Raw genomic sequence first — 13,929 nt, forward strand, 5'->3', positions numbered from 1 at the left:
GCAGGGCGAGCGGTTTGCCGCTCGCCCGAGGACACCCGACGACAAAAAAAAGGTGGTGGTCGAAAGGACGTCTTTAGTAGTGCCAGTCGAACTCGTCGAAGTCCGGCTCGCGCCCTTCCACGAAGGCGTCACGGCCCTCCTGGGCTTCGTCGGTCATGTACGCCAGTCGCGTGGCCTCCCCGGCGAACACCTGCTGGCCGACCATCCCGTCGTCGGTCGCGTTGAAGGCGTACTTGAGCATTCGCATCGCGGTCGGACTCTTCGAGTTCATCTCCTCGGCCCAGTCGAGGGCCACCTCCTCCAACTCCTCGTGGGGCACGACCTCGTTGACCATTCCCATGTCGGCGGCCTCCTCGGCGTCGTAGTCCTTTCCGAGGAAGAAAATTTCGCGGGCCTTCTTCTGGCCGACCTGCTTGGCGAGGTAGGCAGAGCCGAACCCGCCGTCGAACGAGGCCACGTCGGGGTCGGTCTGCTTGAACAGCGCGTGTTCCTCGCTGGCGATGGTCATGTCGCAGACGACGTGGAGGCTGTGGCCGCCGCCGACGGCCCATCCCGGCACGACGCAGACGACCGGCTTGGGGATGTGGCGAATCAGGCGCTGGACTTCGAGGATGTGGAGACGGCCGCCCTTCGCGGCGCGTTCGTCCTCGCTATCCTCGCCGCGGTACTCGTAGCCCTCTTCGCCGCGGACGGTCTGGTCGCCGCCCGAGCAGAACGCCCACCCGCCGTCCTTCGGCGAGGGACCGTTGCCGGTCAGGAGGACGCATCCCACGTCGGTCTGGCGCTTGGCGTGGTCGAGCGCGTCGTAGAGTTCGTCCACGGTCTTGGGTCGGAAGGCGTTGCGGACCTCCGGTCGGTCGAGCGCGATGCGGACCGTGCCCGAATCGACCGCGCGGTGGTAGGTGACGTCGTCGAACTCCGGTCCCGCAGGTTCCCACGCCTCGGGGTCGAAAATCTCGGATACCATGTATCGGCGTCGGGTCGGACCGCGCAAAAAGATTCCTTGTTGGTCTGTTGCGGTTCGAGTGATGGGTGGCGCTGGAAGTTGGACCGCCGGTTCGACTGGCTTCGAGACCCCGAACGCCGAGCCAACCGAACTGCGTCCGAGCGACTCTCCTCTCTCGGCCACAGGTTCTCTCTCGGACTCACAGGTGTCGTTCGTCGGAGATTCCGACGCCCCCGGAGGGTGTCGCGCTCGTTCGCTCCCGAGGTCTGTCCCCCGCGTTTCCCGCTCACCGCTTTCCGGCGACGTGCCCGACCCCGGCGAGGCCGAGTGCGAAGACGCCGAACAGGAGTTCCGCGACGAGAAAGAGAAGGACCCGACCCGCGAAGTTACCGCCCTTCGTCGCGGGGCTGAACGAGACGACCGGGAAGAGGACGAGCAGGAGCGCAACTGCGTAACACCCGTACTTGACAGCTTCACCGATGCTGTCTCGGGTCGCGAGATAGGCCGTCCCGCCCGTCCACGCGAGCCCACCGGGGAGGATGCTCACCCAGCTCTGGACGACGAGTCCGAAGAGAAGAAACGCCAGAGCACCGACGAGTGCGCCACCGACGATGCCGACCAGGACGGTCAGCGAGTTATCGAGGAGACCGTCGGGGTCGAAGAGGTGGTCGTTGGCCGCGGCTTCCGCGTCGCCCGTTTCGCTCGAAGTCGTCTGCACGGCCCGTTCGCTCGGCGCTCGATTGCGATTCGAGTTCCCACCTCGGCGTTGGCCGGTCCCCTCGCTCTCCAGGTCCGCGCCGCAGTGGAGGCAGTAGGGCGCGGTCGCACTGACGGGGCCGTCGCAGTCGGGACAGCGCGGGTCGGTGTCTTCTGGCGGCACGTTCGAGTTCCCTCGCTCGGCCGACAAAACCGTTTCGCCGACCCGGCAAGCGCCACGGGACGTCCGAAGCTACTTGGTCGGCGATTCCGTGACGTATCCCATGACCGACGCAAGCCAGAGCGCAGTCTCCGCCCGACTCGCCGACCGGACCCGGAGCCTCGAACGCTCGAAGATTCGCGTGATGTTCGGACTCGCCGAACGCGAGGACCGCGACCTCGTGCGCCTCGAAGTCGGCGAACCCGACTTCGGCACGCCCGACCACGTCATCGACGCCGCGGCCGAGGCCGCACGCGGGGGCGCGACTCACTACACGGAGAACGCCGGCATCCCGCCGCTCCGCGAGGCGATTGCGGACACGATGGCCCGCGAGAGCGGCGTCGAGGTCGCTCCCGAGCAGGTCACGGTCAAGAACGGCGCGATGGAGGCGCTGTCGCTGGCGATGATGGCGCTCGCCGGACCGGGCGACGAGGTGGTGGTCCCGACGCCCGCGTGGCCGAACTACGTGAACCAGGTCCAGTTGGCGGGCGCGACACCGGTGACGGTCCCGCTCCCGGCCGAATCGGGGTTCGACCTCGACGCCGAGCGCGTGACCGACCAAATCACCGACGACACCGTGGCCGTGATCCTCACCAGCCCCTCGAACCCGACCGGGCAGGTCTACGACGAGGAGGCCGTGGAAGCGGTCGCTGAAGCCGCCGCGGCCCACGACGCCTACGTCGTCGCCGACGAGGTGTACGGCCGCCTCACCTACGACCGGGAGTTTCGCGGCGCGGCGTCCTACGTCGAAGACGCCGAGAACGTGCTGACCGTCGACTCCTGTTCGAAGACCTACGCCATGACGGGGTGGCGACTCGGGTGGCTCGCAGGGGCTGAGCCAGTGGTCGATGCCGTCACCAGCATCGGCGAGAGTACCACGGCCTGCCCGTCGAGCGTGAGCCAGCAGGCCGCGCTGGCCGCCCTGACCGGCCCTCAAGAGCCAGTCGCCGAGATGAAGGCCGCGTTCGAGGAGCGCCGGGACTTCGTGGTCGAGCGCGTGGCCGAGATGCCGGTCGTCTCGTGTCCTCGGCCGGAAGGAGCGTTCTACGCCTTCCTCGACGTGAGCGACCTCTCCGGCGGTAGCTTCGAGGTCGCCAAGCGACTTCTCTCGGAGCACGGCGTCGTCACGGCTCCCGGCGACGGATTCGGTGACGCCGGGGAGGGGTACGTCCGAATCAGTTTCGCCAACAGCCTCGACCGCATCGAGACCGGACTCGACCGAATCGAGGAGATGGCTCGAGCCGAACGTTAGCCGTCCATCGCGTCGATGCACTGGCCGATGAAGGTGTCGTGGATGGCGAACACCTCGCCGTCGAGCGCGACTGCGGTCCCGCTGGTCTCGTCGTGGGGGAAGTGCATCTCGACCGCGTCGTCGAACGACCGGACCGTGCAGTCGAGCGGGCCGTGTTCGTAGAGGTTCTCCTGATGGGGTTTCTCGACGGCCTCCAGTCGCACGTCGCGGACTACCTGTTCGATGTCGTCGTCTGTGTACTGGTCGGCGACGTCGTCGCGGACGTACCGCACTTCACCGCCGTCGTCGTCGTAAAAGATGACGCTCCGCAGATGGTCGCCGACGCGGTCTTGCAGGAACTCAGTCAGGGCTTTGGAGGGCGACTCCGACATGGGGTAGCCAGATACTGCTCGCGCTGCCGACTTAATATTGGCGAGAACCTTATAGTAATTTTACTGACTGGTGACCGATTGTGTATACGTCGGAGTACGACCGGGGTCGGTGGGAAATCGACTACCTTCCACTACAGACGCTACGGTCGCCGACGCCACTCGGCCATACCGGTGGGGAGGCCGGCGATACCCCGACCGTCTCCGAATCGAGGCGAGGGTTCGGACTCCATCCCACGGCGAGTCAGGGGCGGTCAGAGAAGAGCGCGAGGTGTCTGACGACGGTGCGGCTTTCGAGTCCGCCCGCGAGCGAACCGGTCAACACGCCCACGGTGCTGATGAACGCCGACGTGTGCAACAGGTCCACGAACCCGACCTCCGGATTTTCGAGCGTGGGCCAATTGGTGATGAGGTCCTGTGGAAAGATGAACAGTTCGATGCCCAGCATCAGCAGTCCGACCATCACGAAGAGTCCGATCACGGCGGCCAGGACCGTCAGGAACACTGCGACGTTCACCACCGCCATTTGCTCGGTGAGTATCCGCTTCTCCTTCCGGGGGAAGAAGAGTCGCTGGATCAGCGTGAGATACACCGTGGCGGCGAGCACGCTGACGAGCGCGAACCCACCGGCGACGGCGCTGGTCATGTGGACGCCTACGTCCCACGTTTCCGCGCTGAAGACCAGCACGAGCGTCGGGGTGACGGCTGCGGTAGCGAGTTTCGGGAGCGACAGCGGCAACAGCGGAGCGCGATTACGGGCCAGTGGCAACAACACCTGCCGAGGATGGGCCAGCGCACTCCGGACGTGGAAGGCGAACCGCTGGAGGCGACCGTGAACCAACTCCTCCTGCCCTGGCAGCCGATTCGCCCGCCGCCGTAAGCGTGACTCCGTCTTCTCCCCGAACGACGGCACCTCTCGGCGCGACTCGTCGAATCTGAACGGGGCCATCACCCCGCCGTCGTGGTCCGCGCCGAGAACGTGTCCCAGCAGGTGTACGACCAGCGTGGCCGCGTTCCACCTGACGGTCTCGTCGTCCAGGTCGCGGGACGGTCGGCCGCGCGAGGTTCGCGTGAGCCGCCGGACCGAGACGACCGCCATCCGACTCACCGACGAGGAGAGTCCGGGGACTGCCTTCCTGCGTCGGGAGGTGAGCGCGGCGTTCGTGACTACGACCACGAGGTCGTACGGTCCCTCGACCATTCGGAGGCTGGCCTCGTCGAGGAAGTCGGAGGGCCGCCGAGTCTCGTCGTCGGAGAGCCGAAACGGCTCCTCGATGTGGAATCGCCATTCGACTCCCGTCGCGTGCTCCATCTCGCTCTCGGCATCTTCGACAGCACGGCGGACGAACCGTCGGAGTGACTCCGAGTCAGTCTCGGGCGTGTAAGCGACGACGACGCCGACGTTGATTACCTCGTCCGTGGCGGCGGGAGCCGTCGAGTCGGTCACGGTGTTGGCCGGTCGACTCGCTCTCGCGTCACCGTCGGTCATGCAATCGTCTCCAGCGACGGTACGCGGACGGGTAAGTCTGGAGGCCGCCTACTTGCCACAGTACCGACCGACGGACGTCGGCTTCGGACTTCTCCGAGGTGCGACAGGCCGACTGGACCGCGGAAAGTTGTAACAATAACGACAGGACGGTGGTGAGTCCGGAAGCTCGACCGCTTATACAAATATTGCCGGAAGAATTCTATACATTTGTTTAGAAACGATTGAGTCATATAAACGTCGACGACGAGTCGCGGACGACGCCGATTAGTCCTTCCTCCGCTTCACGACTCTACACACTGCCGCCTACTCGTCCCGGAACCCCGAGGCTACCCGTTCGTCCAGCGACTCGCGGAATCGGTGGCTCTCCTCTCCGTCGGTGGTGACCTCGATTACCTGCGTTCCCTCGCTTTCGACCGACTCGCGGAAGGCCGACCGGAACGCCGGAAGGTCGGCGACGCGTACGAAGTCGAGGCCGTAGAGGTCGCCGGTGAATTCGTAGTCGAGGCCGTGCGGCGTCCGGAACTGCTCGGTGAACGGCGGGTCGAACTCCTCGATGGGGAGCATGTGGAAGATGCCGCCGCCGTCGTTGTTAATCTCCACGACGGTCGCGTCCACGTCGCACCGCTGGACCGCCAGCAGGCCGTTCATGTCGTGGTAGTAGGCCAGGTCGCCCGTCACGACGACGAGGGTGTCGTCGGTCGCGCTTCCCGCGCCCAGTCCGGTACTCGTGATGCCGTCGATACCGCTCGCGCCGCGGTTGCCCAGAACCGTGAGGTCGGCCGACCGTGGTTCGCCGAACCGGTCCAGGTCCCGGACCGGCATGCTGTTCGAGACCATCACGGTCGCGGGGTCGGGCGTGTCTTCGGCGACCGCAGAGAGGATACCGCCTTCGAACGGTCGCTCGTCGCGGGCCGCGGCGACCAGATTCCAGTACCGGCGCTCGGTCTCGACGAATCGGTCGCGCCAGTCGTCGCTCCCCGGGGATTCGACGCTCTCGGCTAGTCGTCGGGCGAGTCGCGTCGGGTCGGCCGCGAGAAGGTCGGTCGCCTTAAACGTCGCTTCGCGCCACCCGCCTGCGGGGTCCACGAGGAACTGCCGGGAGTCGCTCGCCTCCAAAAACCGGCGGAGGACCTTCGAGGTGGGAGACGCGCCGAACCGCACGACGACCTCCGGGTCGGGCCACGAGTCGCCGACCGCGCCGAGGTAGCCGTCGTAGCCTCCGACGACGAGCGCTCGGCCGTCACCAGAACTGGGGTCGTCGTGGCCGAACCGATGCCCGGAGAGCGGGTCGGCGAGAACGGGAAAACCGGTCGCTTCCGCGAGGTCGGCGAGGGCCTCGCGTTCGGGCGTGGTCGAACTGCAGTCGGGTGGGGCCGAGTCGCGGTCGGGCGCGGGAGCGTCGGCCGGACCGACGACGAGCAGGCCGCGGTCCGCACTCTCGACGGCCTGCCGGACCTCGCGGAAGTCGGTCTCGCCCAACTCCGGGCGACCCTGCGCTGTCCGGACGTACGGCCGGGCGCTCCCGTCGTTCTCGACCCGACCCTCCGTGGCGAGGGGTGCCTCGTCCGCCAAGTTCTCGGGCACGTCGCCCGGGACCTCGACGGGTTCGAGGGGCTTGCGGAACGGAACGTTCAGGTGGACCGGTCCCGGCGGCGTCCCGGTCGACTCGGCGACTGCGCGGGCCGCAGTCGTGCGGAGCGACCGGAGCTTTCGGGCCTCGGGTTCGGGTTCCGGCAGGTCGGTGTACCACCGGACTGCGTCGCCGTAGAGCTTCTGCTGGTCGATGGTCTGGTTCGCGCCCGAGTCCCGGAGTTCCGGCGGTCGGTCGGCCGTGAGAACCAGCATCGGGACGCGGGCCTGATTCGCCTCGATGACGGCGGGGTGGAAGTTCGCCGCCGCAGTTCCGGAGGTGCAGACCAGTGGCGTCGGCGTTCCGGTTCGCTTGGCCCGGCCGAGCGCGAAGAAGGCCGCCGAGCGTTCGTCGAGGTGGGAGAACACCTCGATTCCGCGTCGCTCGGCGAACGCGACGGTCAGCGGCGTCGAGCGACTGCCGGGCGCGACGCAGACTGCGTCGACGCCCGCCGCTTCGAGTTCGGCGACGAGGGTTCGCGCCCAGAGTGTGTTGCGATTTGGCGCACTCATCTCTCCAGTTCGTCAAGAATCGGCCGGTACTTCAGTTGGACCTCCTCGTACTCCTCGTCGGGGTCGCTGTCGGCGACGATACCGTTTCCGGCGAAGAGGGTCGCCGACTCGTCGCCCGTCACTGCCGACCGGATGCCGACCGCGAAGGTACCGTCGCCCTCGGCGTCGAACCACCCGACGGGCGCGGCGTACCACCCGCGGTCGAAGGTCTCGGTCTCTCGGATGGTCCGAAGGGCTTTCGCGGGCGGGAGACCGCCGACGGCGGGAGTCGGATGCAGGGCCTCTACGATGGAGAGGACGTGGCCGCTCTCGGTCAGGTCGGCCTCGATGGGGGTCCAGAGGTGCTGAATCGTCGCCAGCTTTCGGACGCGTCGGTCCTCGACTCGGACCGTGCCCGCGATGGGCGATAGCTGGTCACGAATCGTCTCGACGACCAACTCGTGTTCGTGAGCCATCTTCTCGCTGTTCTGGATGCTGGCTTCGAGTTCGGCGTCCTCCTCGGGGGTGTCGCCTCGACCGACGGACCCCGCGAGAGCGTCGGTCTCGACGGTTCGACCTCGGAGCGTTGCCAACCGTTCGGGGGTCGCGCCGAAGAAGGCCCCCTCGGTCGTCGGTTCGAAGCAGAACCGGAAACAGTCGGGGTACGACTCGCCGAGTCGGGCCAGCGCGCCGGGAATCGACACCTCGTCGGCCAGTTCGACCGCGAGGGCCTGGGCCAGCGTGACCTTCCGGAGGTCGCCCGCCTCGATGCGGGAGACCGCGGCGCTGACCTGTTCGGCCCACTCCTCTCGGGTCGTGGTCGGGGTGGTGGCGACGACGCCGGGCGGACCGTCTTGCTGGGAGTCCGAACTCGGTTGTCCTTCCTCCTCGGTGAGCGCGTCTCGGACCTCCGCGAGTTCACGCTCGACCGCCTGGGGCGAGGCGTCCCGGGCCGAGACCGTCAGCCACGTCTCGCCGTTCGCGCGAGTCAACTGGGTCCGCGGAAGGACGAACTCCGCGGCCCCGAACCCCTGCCACGGCGGGGCCGGGTCGTGGTCTTCGTGGAACGAAAAGCCGCCGAACAGTCGGGGCCGCGCTGGGCCGGGTCCGTCGTAGTCGAGTCCGTCGAAGAGGTCGGCGGCGGCCTCGCGGACCTCCTCGAACCGGTCTGCTCCGTCGGCCGTGAGGCGTGCCGCCGTGCCGCCACCGGCGAACTCCGGGCCGTAGGGGCTGGTCCAGTAGGTCCGGGGTGCGTCCCGCCCGGCGAGGAAGGGTCGGGGGTCGCAGTCGGGTAGCTCTACTGCCCGGCTCACGAGGGCGGAGCCGGTCGGTTCGGCCGACACCTGTCCGTCGCGGGGCGGAGACTCCATTCAGTCGAACTCGGGAGGCCGGAGTCTTTAGTCTAACTGAATCGGTCGTGGCGGTCTGTGGACCCTCGGACGAACGTTCGGAGGACCGTTTCTCCGGCGCGTGCTGGCGCGACCTCTTCGGAAAACCAGAACTCACGTTCTAACTGTACCGCTCCTCGTTCCACGGGTTCGCTGTGTTCGAGTAGCCGCGCTTCTCCCAGTAGCCTCGTTCGGGTTCGGTCAAGAACTCGATGCCGTTCACCCACTTCGCACCTTTGTAGGCGTACTTGTGCGGCGTGACGACTCGGAGCGGGCCGCCGTGCTCGCGCGGGAGAGAGTCACCGTCGAACTCGTAGGTGAACAACACTTCCTCGCGCATGCAGTCGTCGAGCGGGAGGTTGGTCGTGTAGTCGTCCAGCGCGGAGAACATGACGTGAACCGCGTCGTCTCGCACTCCGGCCATCTCGGCGAGGTCCGGGAACGTGACGCCGGTGAACTCGCAGTCGAACTTGCTCCACCCGGTAACGCAGTGGAAGTCCTGATTCTGGGTCTCGCTCGGCAGGTCTCGGAACTCGTCCCACGACAGGGAGAGTTCGTCTTCGACCGCACCCGTGACCGTGAACTCCCACGTCTCGGGGTCCCAGTCGGGCGTCCCGCTCTTCGAGAGGACCGGGAATTTGCTCGTCTCTCGCTGGCCCGGCGGCAGGCGCTCGCCGTCGAACTCCTCGTGGATGTCGGTTACGTCCGTGGCGCTCATGTGGGCCAGTCGGTGTCGGACGCAAGTAGATTTATCGACTGCGCACGGGCGCGTACCGAATCGACCGACCGAGGCCGCGACGCGCCCGGATAACGCGACGTTTCGTCGGTGTAAGCTCGACCTATTCTGAGTTGTGGGGGGTTCCACGGAGTATCGACTCAATAACAAAGGCCGACCTGTCCCAAAACGCAGTGCGCATGGCAACAAAAGAACGACGCACGGCCGGACAGGAACAGACCGTTCAGGCCGCCGAAGAGACCGCGACCGACGTGACTGTACTCGCTGCAGCCACGTCGGTGATACTCGCACTCCACCAGTTCTTCGTGCGGGGGAACCGAATGCAGGGTATCTTCATCGGTCTCTGGCCACCGACGATTCTGGCGTTCGCGAGCTACTACAACCAGAAGAGAATCGAAAAAGCCGTGACCGCACTCGGCCCGAACCGCATCATCAACTCTATCGAGCAGATGCTCGGTAGCCGCTGAACTCCCGAACGACGTCATTTTTCCGCCTCCGTAATCCGCCGTTGTGTATCGGTTCCAACAACATCCGTTCGGAAACATCGACACTACGTTTCGGAACTCTCAATCTTTCTTTCCGTTACGTTCGAAATGGTTCACCGTGACCCGTACTCTTCCCCGTCAGACTTATCAACACCCCTCCCGAAGCCACCAATGTTCCAATGCCGAAGGTAGAGATAACTATTCCGGAACATCTCGAAATGCAGATCGCCCAGATGGTCGAACAGGGCGAGTTCGTCAACCGAGAGGAAGCCATCGAGGATCTCCTCTCGACGGGTCTCAAAGCCTACAAGACCAGTGGTCCGATGGACGATGACGACCGCGAACCTGGTCTCGAAGACGAAGGAATGATGGGCCACGAAGACGAGTACGTCTTCTAACCCTCCCTTTTCCGAGCGTGCGAAGCGTTCACAGAAACCCTTAAATTAGACACCTCCTTACCCACGGACATGCACAAAGACGAGCTTCTCGAACTTCACGAGGAAATGGTACTCATTATGGAGTATTTCCAGGACCAAGAACGCGTGAGAGACGGTCTGTTCGACCCGTACGAGGAACTCGACGTGGACCCCTCGCACGTCCACAAGTCCAAGAGCGAACACAAGCACGCGGTGTTCGTCCTCGGCAACGCGTTGGCCACCGCGATGAGCGACGACGAGTTCAGCGAGGCGGGCCGCATCGGCAAGCGCATGCAGGAACTCGCCGACGACGCTGAATCCAAAATCTGAAACTTCTACTGCGTTCGGAAACTCCCCTTCGGCGAATCTCCTCGCTGGAAGAACGTTCACGAAAACCACTGCGTCACCTCTCCTTCGATTGGCGGTTCGCCCCTGCGTACCGTCTGCGCTCGGTCGAAGGTTCCTCGACCCGTTCGGTCGCGTAGTACTCTCGCGGAAGAACTTCGTGCAGTCGCGCCCTACGGTCGCTCACTGTTCTGTGGAACGACCCGTTTCGCGCGTCGGTTGCAACGATACCGATAAGAGGAACGTATAGTTATGTTTAGAACCTCGATAGCAACCTCAAAGAAGTAATTTAATTGCTGAACTCCGGTTCCGTTCCGCGCGAACCCGACGTTCCACGCCGACCTCCAGCAGTTGTACCGCGACCGACCGCTGGAAAAGGTCGGTTGCGGGCCGCAAGATATTTGAGAGGCTTGTGGCTTCCACGTAATATGGAAACGCGCACGGTCGAGCAGGTCGAAAGTTGGCGGACTCGTTCCTTCGCGGACGGGTTCGCTGGCCTGCGCGAACTCTCTGACGGGGAGTTCTCGGGGGCAGTCAGGGCCGGTGGCGCGTGGCTATTCATGCTCAACGGACGGATAATCGGCGTCTTCGAGGGGAGCCTCGACGACTTCGAGGACGCCGACGGCACTGCATACGCCGCGCCCCATCCGTCGCTTCCGCTCCTGTTCAGTATGCAGGAACGAGGTGGCGAGACCCAAGCAAAGTATTACACGAACGACACGCCGCTCTCGGACGTCGATTCGACGCTCACGGACGGGAAGTTCACCGGCTACGTCGAACTCAGCGAGAACGTCCTGAGCGGGGATTACTACGTGGCCTACTACGGCGGGCGTTCGATGAGCGTCGCGTTCGTCGGCGCGAGCGAACAGGTCGTGACCGGCGACGACGCCTTCGAGCGAGCCAACGACGAGGTCGGAATCTACGAAGTTCGGGACGTGAACATCGAAGTCACCGACGTACCGGAACCCGACGACGCCGACGAGTCGACGGGCGGAACGTCCGGCGGGTCGGGTACGTCGTCCGGCGGAACGGACGCACCCTCCGGCGGAGCGAGCGCGACGTCCGTCGGGACAGACGCGGCGTCCGGCGAGTCGGGCGGAGCATCCGGTGGAGCAGGCACGTCTTCCAGCGAGTCGGGCGCGGCGTCCGATGGCGCGCCCGATTCGGGTGCGGTCGACGCGACACCGACCGAAGGGAGTGCGGGTCGCGCCGGCGGGACCGACGCCTCGCTCGAAACGGAAAGCGGTTCAGGCGGGCGAACCGAGGACGTTCCCGGCGGGCAAACGAGTCGGTCTCCGGGACAGTCCGCGAAGTCGACCGGGACCCAATCACCCGCGGGCCAGCGACCCGACGCGACCGACCGCCGAGCGGACCGCGCCGCCGACAGCGCCTCGGAACCCGACCGCGAGGCGCAAACGGCCGACGCGAGCCCGAGCGACCAGACCGACGCGAGCGCGGAAACCAGTACGAGTACGGAATCCAGTGCAGACACGGAGTCCGCCACGAGCGCAGACCGTGCGAGTGACGAGGAGACGGTCGAATCGACGACGAGTCCACAGTCCGCTTCGAGTACGGACGCGACGCACGAGACGACGCCCGACGCGGCCTCGGACGCCGGGAGCGAGGAGACGGCCACCGAAGACGTGTTCGACGACGAGGAGGAGTGGCGCGAGGCCACGACCATCCCGTCGCTGGACCCCGACCGGAGCGAGGGTCCGAAAGACGCGACTACCGGCGGGACGGGCGGGTCGTCCCAGAGTGCGGCGTCGGTCGACGACCCGACGGCCGACCGCCCGAGTTCGGGGTCGGCGACGAGCGGTAAATCCCCAGCGAGCGCCAAATCTCCGACGAGCGGGCAGTCCCGGCCCGGCGACGGAACGAGCGCGTCGCGCACGTCGGTCGGACGCGCTGAGCCAGCGTCCGACCAGTCAGCGCCTGCGTCGGGGCAGTCCGCGGCGTCCGGGTCGAGCGCGTCCGGTGGCGCGTCGGAAGAGGCCAGCGAGGAGGCCCGAGAACGCGTCCAGAAGCTCCGGTCGCAACTCGAACAGCGCAAACAGCAGGTCGAGCAGTTGAAGCAGCGACTCTCGAACGTCGAGTCCGAGCGCAACGAGTACAAGCGCGAGCGCGACGCCCTCCGGCAGGAGGTCGAGCGACTCGAAGCGAAACTCGAAACCACCGAGTCGGCCGGGTCGGGGAGCGCCAACCGCCAACTCAGTCGGTCGCAGGCGTTCGACGGCACCAACCTGTTCGTCCGCTACGAGTCGAAGGGGAAGGCCACGCTGGACGAGGCGGCGGAAGGGAAGGCCGAGGCCGACGACGTGAACGCCAACCTCCGACTCGAACATCACACCCAGTTCGAGGCCGACGACGTGGACGTGGAGGGCGAGTCGTTCGAGGAGTTCCTCACCGACTCGTTCGAGTACCAGTTCGTCGCGTGGGTCGTGGAGGAACTCCTCTACGAAATCCGGGACACCGGCCACAGAACCGGTCTGAAGGAGCTCTACGAGTCGATTCCGAAGATAGACCGAGTGGACCTCCACGGCTCGGTCAGCGCCGGTGACACCGACGAGGACACCCGACAGGAGGCGTTCGACATCATCATGCGCGACCGGATGGGTAATCCGCTCGTGGTCGCCGACCTGAACGGGTCGCGCGACCCGACGACCGGCGACATGATGGGGTCGCTCGTGGACGCCTCGTCGGGCGTCGCGCACGCTCACGACGAACTATCCGGGGCGTTCCAAGTGACCGAGAGCTTCTTCGAACCGGAGGCTCTCGAAACGACCGAGTCCGCGACTTCCGGCGGATTCCTGAGCCGCGAAAAGAGAGAGAGTTTCGTGAAACTCTCCCGAAAGCGGGGATACCACCTCTGTCTCGTGGAATCACGGAGTGGTGGCTTCCACCTGAACGTGCCGGAACTCTAGTTTTCGGCTTCTGCGGCTTCGCTGATCTTCATCTCGTCCAGTTTGTCCGAGATTTCGTCTATCTTTCCGTCCAGTTCGGCGACGAACTCCTCGGTGCGCTCGGTCGTGATCGCACCCTGACTCGACGGCTCGATGAGGTTCTCCTCTTCGAGGACGCGGAGGGAGTACCGAACTTTGTGGTGCGGGTAGCCCGTTTCGTTCGACATCTTCACGATACCGATGGGTTCGCTCTCGATGACCATCTTCAGAACCTGCAGATGGCGCTCCAACATATCGACTTCCTTCTCAAGTCTATCTATCATGGCATGTGTTAACTTGTCTTAGAGCCTTTTAAAAGTTGCTGTCCGACCGGGACGCGTAACGACCGACTCGTCGCTCTCCGGTGCGAGTAGTTAACAGGTCTGGCGTCGACTCATATAGCGTTGTCGGTCTCTGTCACAGTGTAGTATCCTCGATACTGTAGATTTTCGGTGGCGGGACGGGATATATGTCCACGGTCGTGAATCAATTTGGCGAAAATACCGTAATCGGTTTACGGAGTGC

13 protein-coding genes are annotated in these 13,929 nt (G+C 65.3%); 5 read left to right on the forward strand and 8 right to left on the reverse strand.

Annotated elements, in window-relative coordinates; all coding sequences use genetic code 11:
• Window positions 1-73: 73 nt before the first annotated feature.
• Window positions 74-967, reverse strand: coding sequence for a 1,4-dihydroxy-2-naphthoyl-CoA synthase (locus E2484_RS19925; RefSeq protein ID WP_137286942.1), 894 nt, complete (start codon window positions 965-967; stop codon window positions 74-76).
• 265 nt (window positions 968-1,232) lie between these two features.
• Entirely contained in the window at window positions 1,233-1,826 is a 594-nt protein-coding gene (locus E2484_RS19930; protein WP_137286943.1) for a hypothetical protein, read from the reverse strand.
• Between the two features lie 100 nt (window positions 1,827-1,926).
• On the opposite strand from E2484_RS19930, the gene E2484_RS19935 reads away from it, so the two are divergent.
• A complete protein-coding gene (locus E2484_RS19935) occupies window positions 1,927-3,114 on the forward strand; it encodes a pyridoxal phosphate-dependent aminotransferase (RefSeq protein ID WP_137286944.1) in 1,188 nt (395 codons plus the stop codon).
• Here E2484_RS19935 and E2484_RS19940 read toward each other — a convergent pair.
• From E2484_RS19940 to E2484_RS19960, 5 genes are all read right to left on the reverse strand, one after another.
• Entirely contained in the window at window positions 3,111-3,485 is a 375-nt protein-coding gene (locus E2484_RS19940) for a hypothetical protein (protein ID WP_137286945.1), read from the reverse strand. The genes E2484_RS19935 and E2484_RS19940 overlap by 4 nt on opposite strands.
• 241 nt (window positions 3,486-3,726) lie before the next feature.
• Window positions 3,727-4,971, reverse strand: coding sequence for a hypothetical protein (locus tag E2484_RS19945; RefSeq protein WP_321112774.1), 1,245 nt, complete (start codon window positions 4,969-4,971; stop codon window positions 3,727-3,729).
• Window positions 4,972-5,274: 303 nt separating this feature from the next.
• The gene (menD, locus tag E2484_RS19950) at window positions 5,275-7,113 is read right to left on the reverse strand and encodes a 2-succinyl-5-enolpyruvyl-6-hydroxy-3-cyclohexene-1-carboxylic-acid synthase (protein WP_137286946.1); all 1,839 of its coding nucleotides are present in this window, start codon (window positions 7,111-7,113) and stop codon (window positions 5,275-5,277) included.
• Window positions 7,110-8,462, reverse strand: coding sequence for an isochorismate synthase (locus E2484_RS19955; RefSeq protein ID WP_137286947.1), 1,353 nt, complete (start codon window positions 8,460-8,462; stop codon window positions 7,110-7,112). Before E2484_RS19955 ends, menD begins: the two co-directional genes overlap by 4 nt.
• Before the next feature lie 139 nt (window positions 8,463-8,601).
• Complete coding sequence (locus E2484_RS19960; protein ID WP_137286948.1) at window positions 8,602-9,198, reverse strand: sulfite oxidase-like oxidoreductase; 597 nt, start codon at window positions 9,196-9,198, stop codon at window positions 8,602-8,604.
• Window positions 9,199-9,395: 197 nt separating this feature from the next.
• On the opposite strand from E2484_RS19960, the gene E2484_RS19965 reads away from it, so the two are divergent.
• The 4 genes from E2484_RS19965 to E2484_RS19980 all read left to right on the forward strand — a co-directional run bounded on the left by E2484_RS19965 (window position 9,396) and on the right by E2484_RS19980 (window position 13,386).
• The gene (locus E2484_RS19965; RefSeq protein ID WP_137286949.1) at window positions 9,396-9,683 is read left to right on the forward strand and encodes a hypothetical protein; all 288 of its coding nucleotides are present in this window, start codon (window positions 9,396-9,398) and stop codon (window positions 9,681-9,683) included.
• A 197-nt stretch (window positions 9,684-9,880) separates the two neighbouring features.
• Window positions 9,881-10,099, forward strand: a complete 219-nt coding sequence (locus tag E2484_RS19970; RefSeq protein WP_115865556.1) for a ribbon-helix-helix domain-containing protein — start codon at window positions 9,881-9,883, stop codon at window positions 10,097-10,099.
• Between the two features lie 69 nt (window positions 10,100-10,168).
• Window positions 10,169-10,447 carry a UPF0058 family protein gene (locus E2484_RS19975; protein ID WP_135826121.1) on the forward strand — a complete coding sequence of 93 codons (279 nt, stop codon included), beginning with the start codon at window positions 10,169-10,171 and terminating at the stop codon, window positions 10,445-10,447.
• A gap of 443 nt (window positions 10,448-10,890) precedes the next feature.
• On the forward strand, window positions 10,891-13,386 hold the full coding sequence (locus E2484_RS19980) for a DUF7527 domain-containing protein (RefSeq protein ID WP_137286950.1): 2,496 nt from the start codon (window positions 10,891-10,893) through the stop codon (window positions 13,384-13,386).
• Here E2484_RS19980 and E2484_RS19985 read toward each other — a convergent pair.
• Window positions 13,383-13,688, reverse strand: a complete 306-nt coding sequence (locus E2484_RS19985; protein WP_137286951.1) for a hypothetical protein — start codon at window positions 13,686-13,688, stop codon at window positions 13,383-13,385. The two genes, E2484_RS19980 and E2484_RS19985, sit on opposite strands and share 4 nt — an antisense overlap.
• Window positions 13,689-13,929: the final 241 nt, after the last annotated feature.

This window comes from Halorussus salinisoli (genome assembly GCA_005239435.1).
In the GTDB taxonomy this organism is placed as follows: Archaea; Halobacteriota; Halobacteria; order Halobacteriales; family Haladaptataceae; genus Halorussus; species Halorussus salinisoli.

What these genes read in the sequence shown, in the direction of transcription:
- E2484_RS19925 (WP_137286942.1), bottom strand. Translation starts at nt 967, where the DNA reads ATGGTATCCGAGATTTTCGACCCCGAGGCGTGGGAACCTGCGGGACCG.
- E2484_RS19935 (WP_137286944.1), top strand. Translation starts at nt 1,927, where the DNA reads ATGACCGACGCAAGCCAGAGCGCAGTCTCCGCCCGACTCGCCGACCGG.
- E2484_RS19940 (WP_137286945.1), bottom strand. Translation starts at nt 3,485, where the DNA reads ATGTCGGAGTCGCCCTCCAAAGCCCTGACTGAGTTCCTGCAAGACCGC.
- E2484_RS19945 (WP_321112774.1), bottom strand. Translation starts at nt 4,971, where the DNA reads ATGACCGACGGTGACGCGAGAGCGAGTCGACCGGCCAACACCGTGACC.
- menD (WP_137286946.1), bottom strand. Translation starts at nt 7,113, where the DNA reads ATGAGTGCGCCAAATCGCAACACACTCTGGGCGCGAACCCTCGTCGCC.
- E2484_RS19955 (WP_137286947.1), bottom strand. Translation starts at nt 8,462, where the DNA reads ATGGAGTCTCCGCCCCGCGACGGACAGGTGTCGGCCGAACCGACCGGC.
- E2484_RS19960 (WP_137286948.1), bottom strand. Translation starts at nt 9,198, where the DNA reads ATGAGCGCCACGGACGTAACCGACATCCACGAGGAGTTCGACGGCGAG.
- E2484_RS19965 (WP_137286949.1), top strand. Translation starts at nt 9,396, where the DNA reads ATGGCAACAAAAGAACGACGCACGGCCGGACAGGAACAGACCGTTCAG.
- E2484_RS19970 (WP_115865556.1), top strand. Translation starts at nt 9,881, where the DNA reads ATGCCGAAGGTAGAGATAACTATTCCGGAACATCTCGAAATGCAGATC.
- E2484_RS19975 (WP_135826121.1), top strand. Translation starts at nt 10,169, where the DNA reads ATGCACAAAGACGAGCTTCTCGAACTTCACGAGGAAATGGTACTCATT.
- E2484_RS19980 (WP_137286950.1), top strand. Translation starts at nt 10,891, where the DNA reads ATGGAAACGCGCACGGTCGAGCAGGTCGAAAGTTGGCGGACTCGTTCC.
- E2484_RS19985 (WP_137286951.1), bottom strand. Translation starts at nt 13,688, where the DNA reads ATGATAGATAGACTTGAGAAGGAAGTCGATATGTTGGAGCGCCATCTG.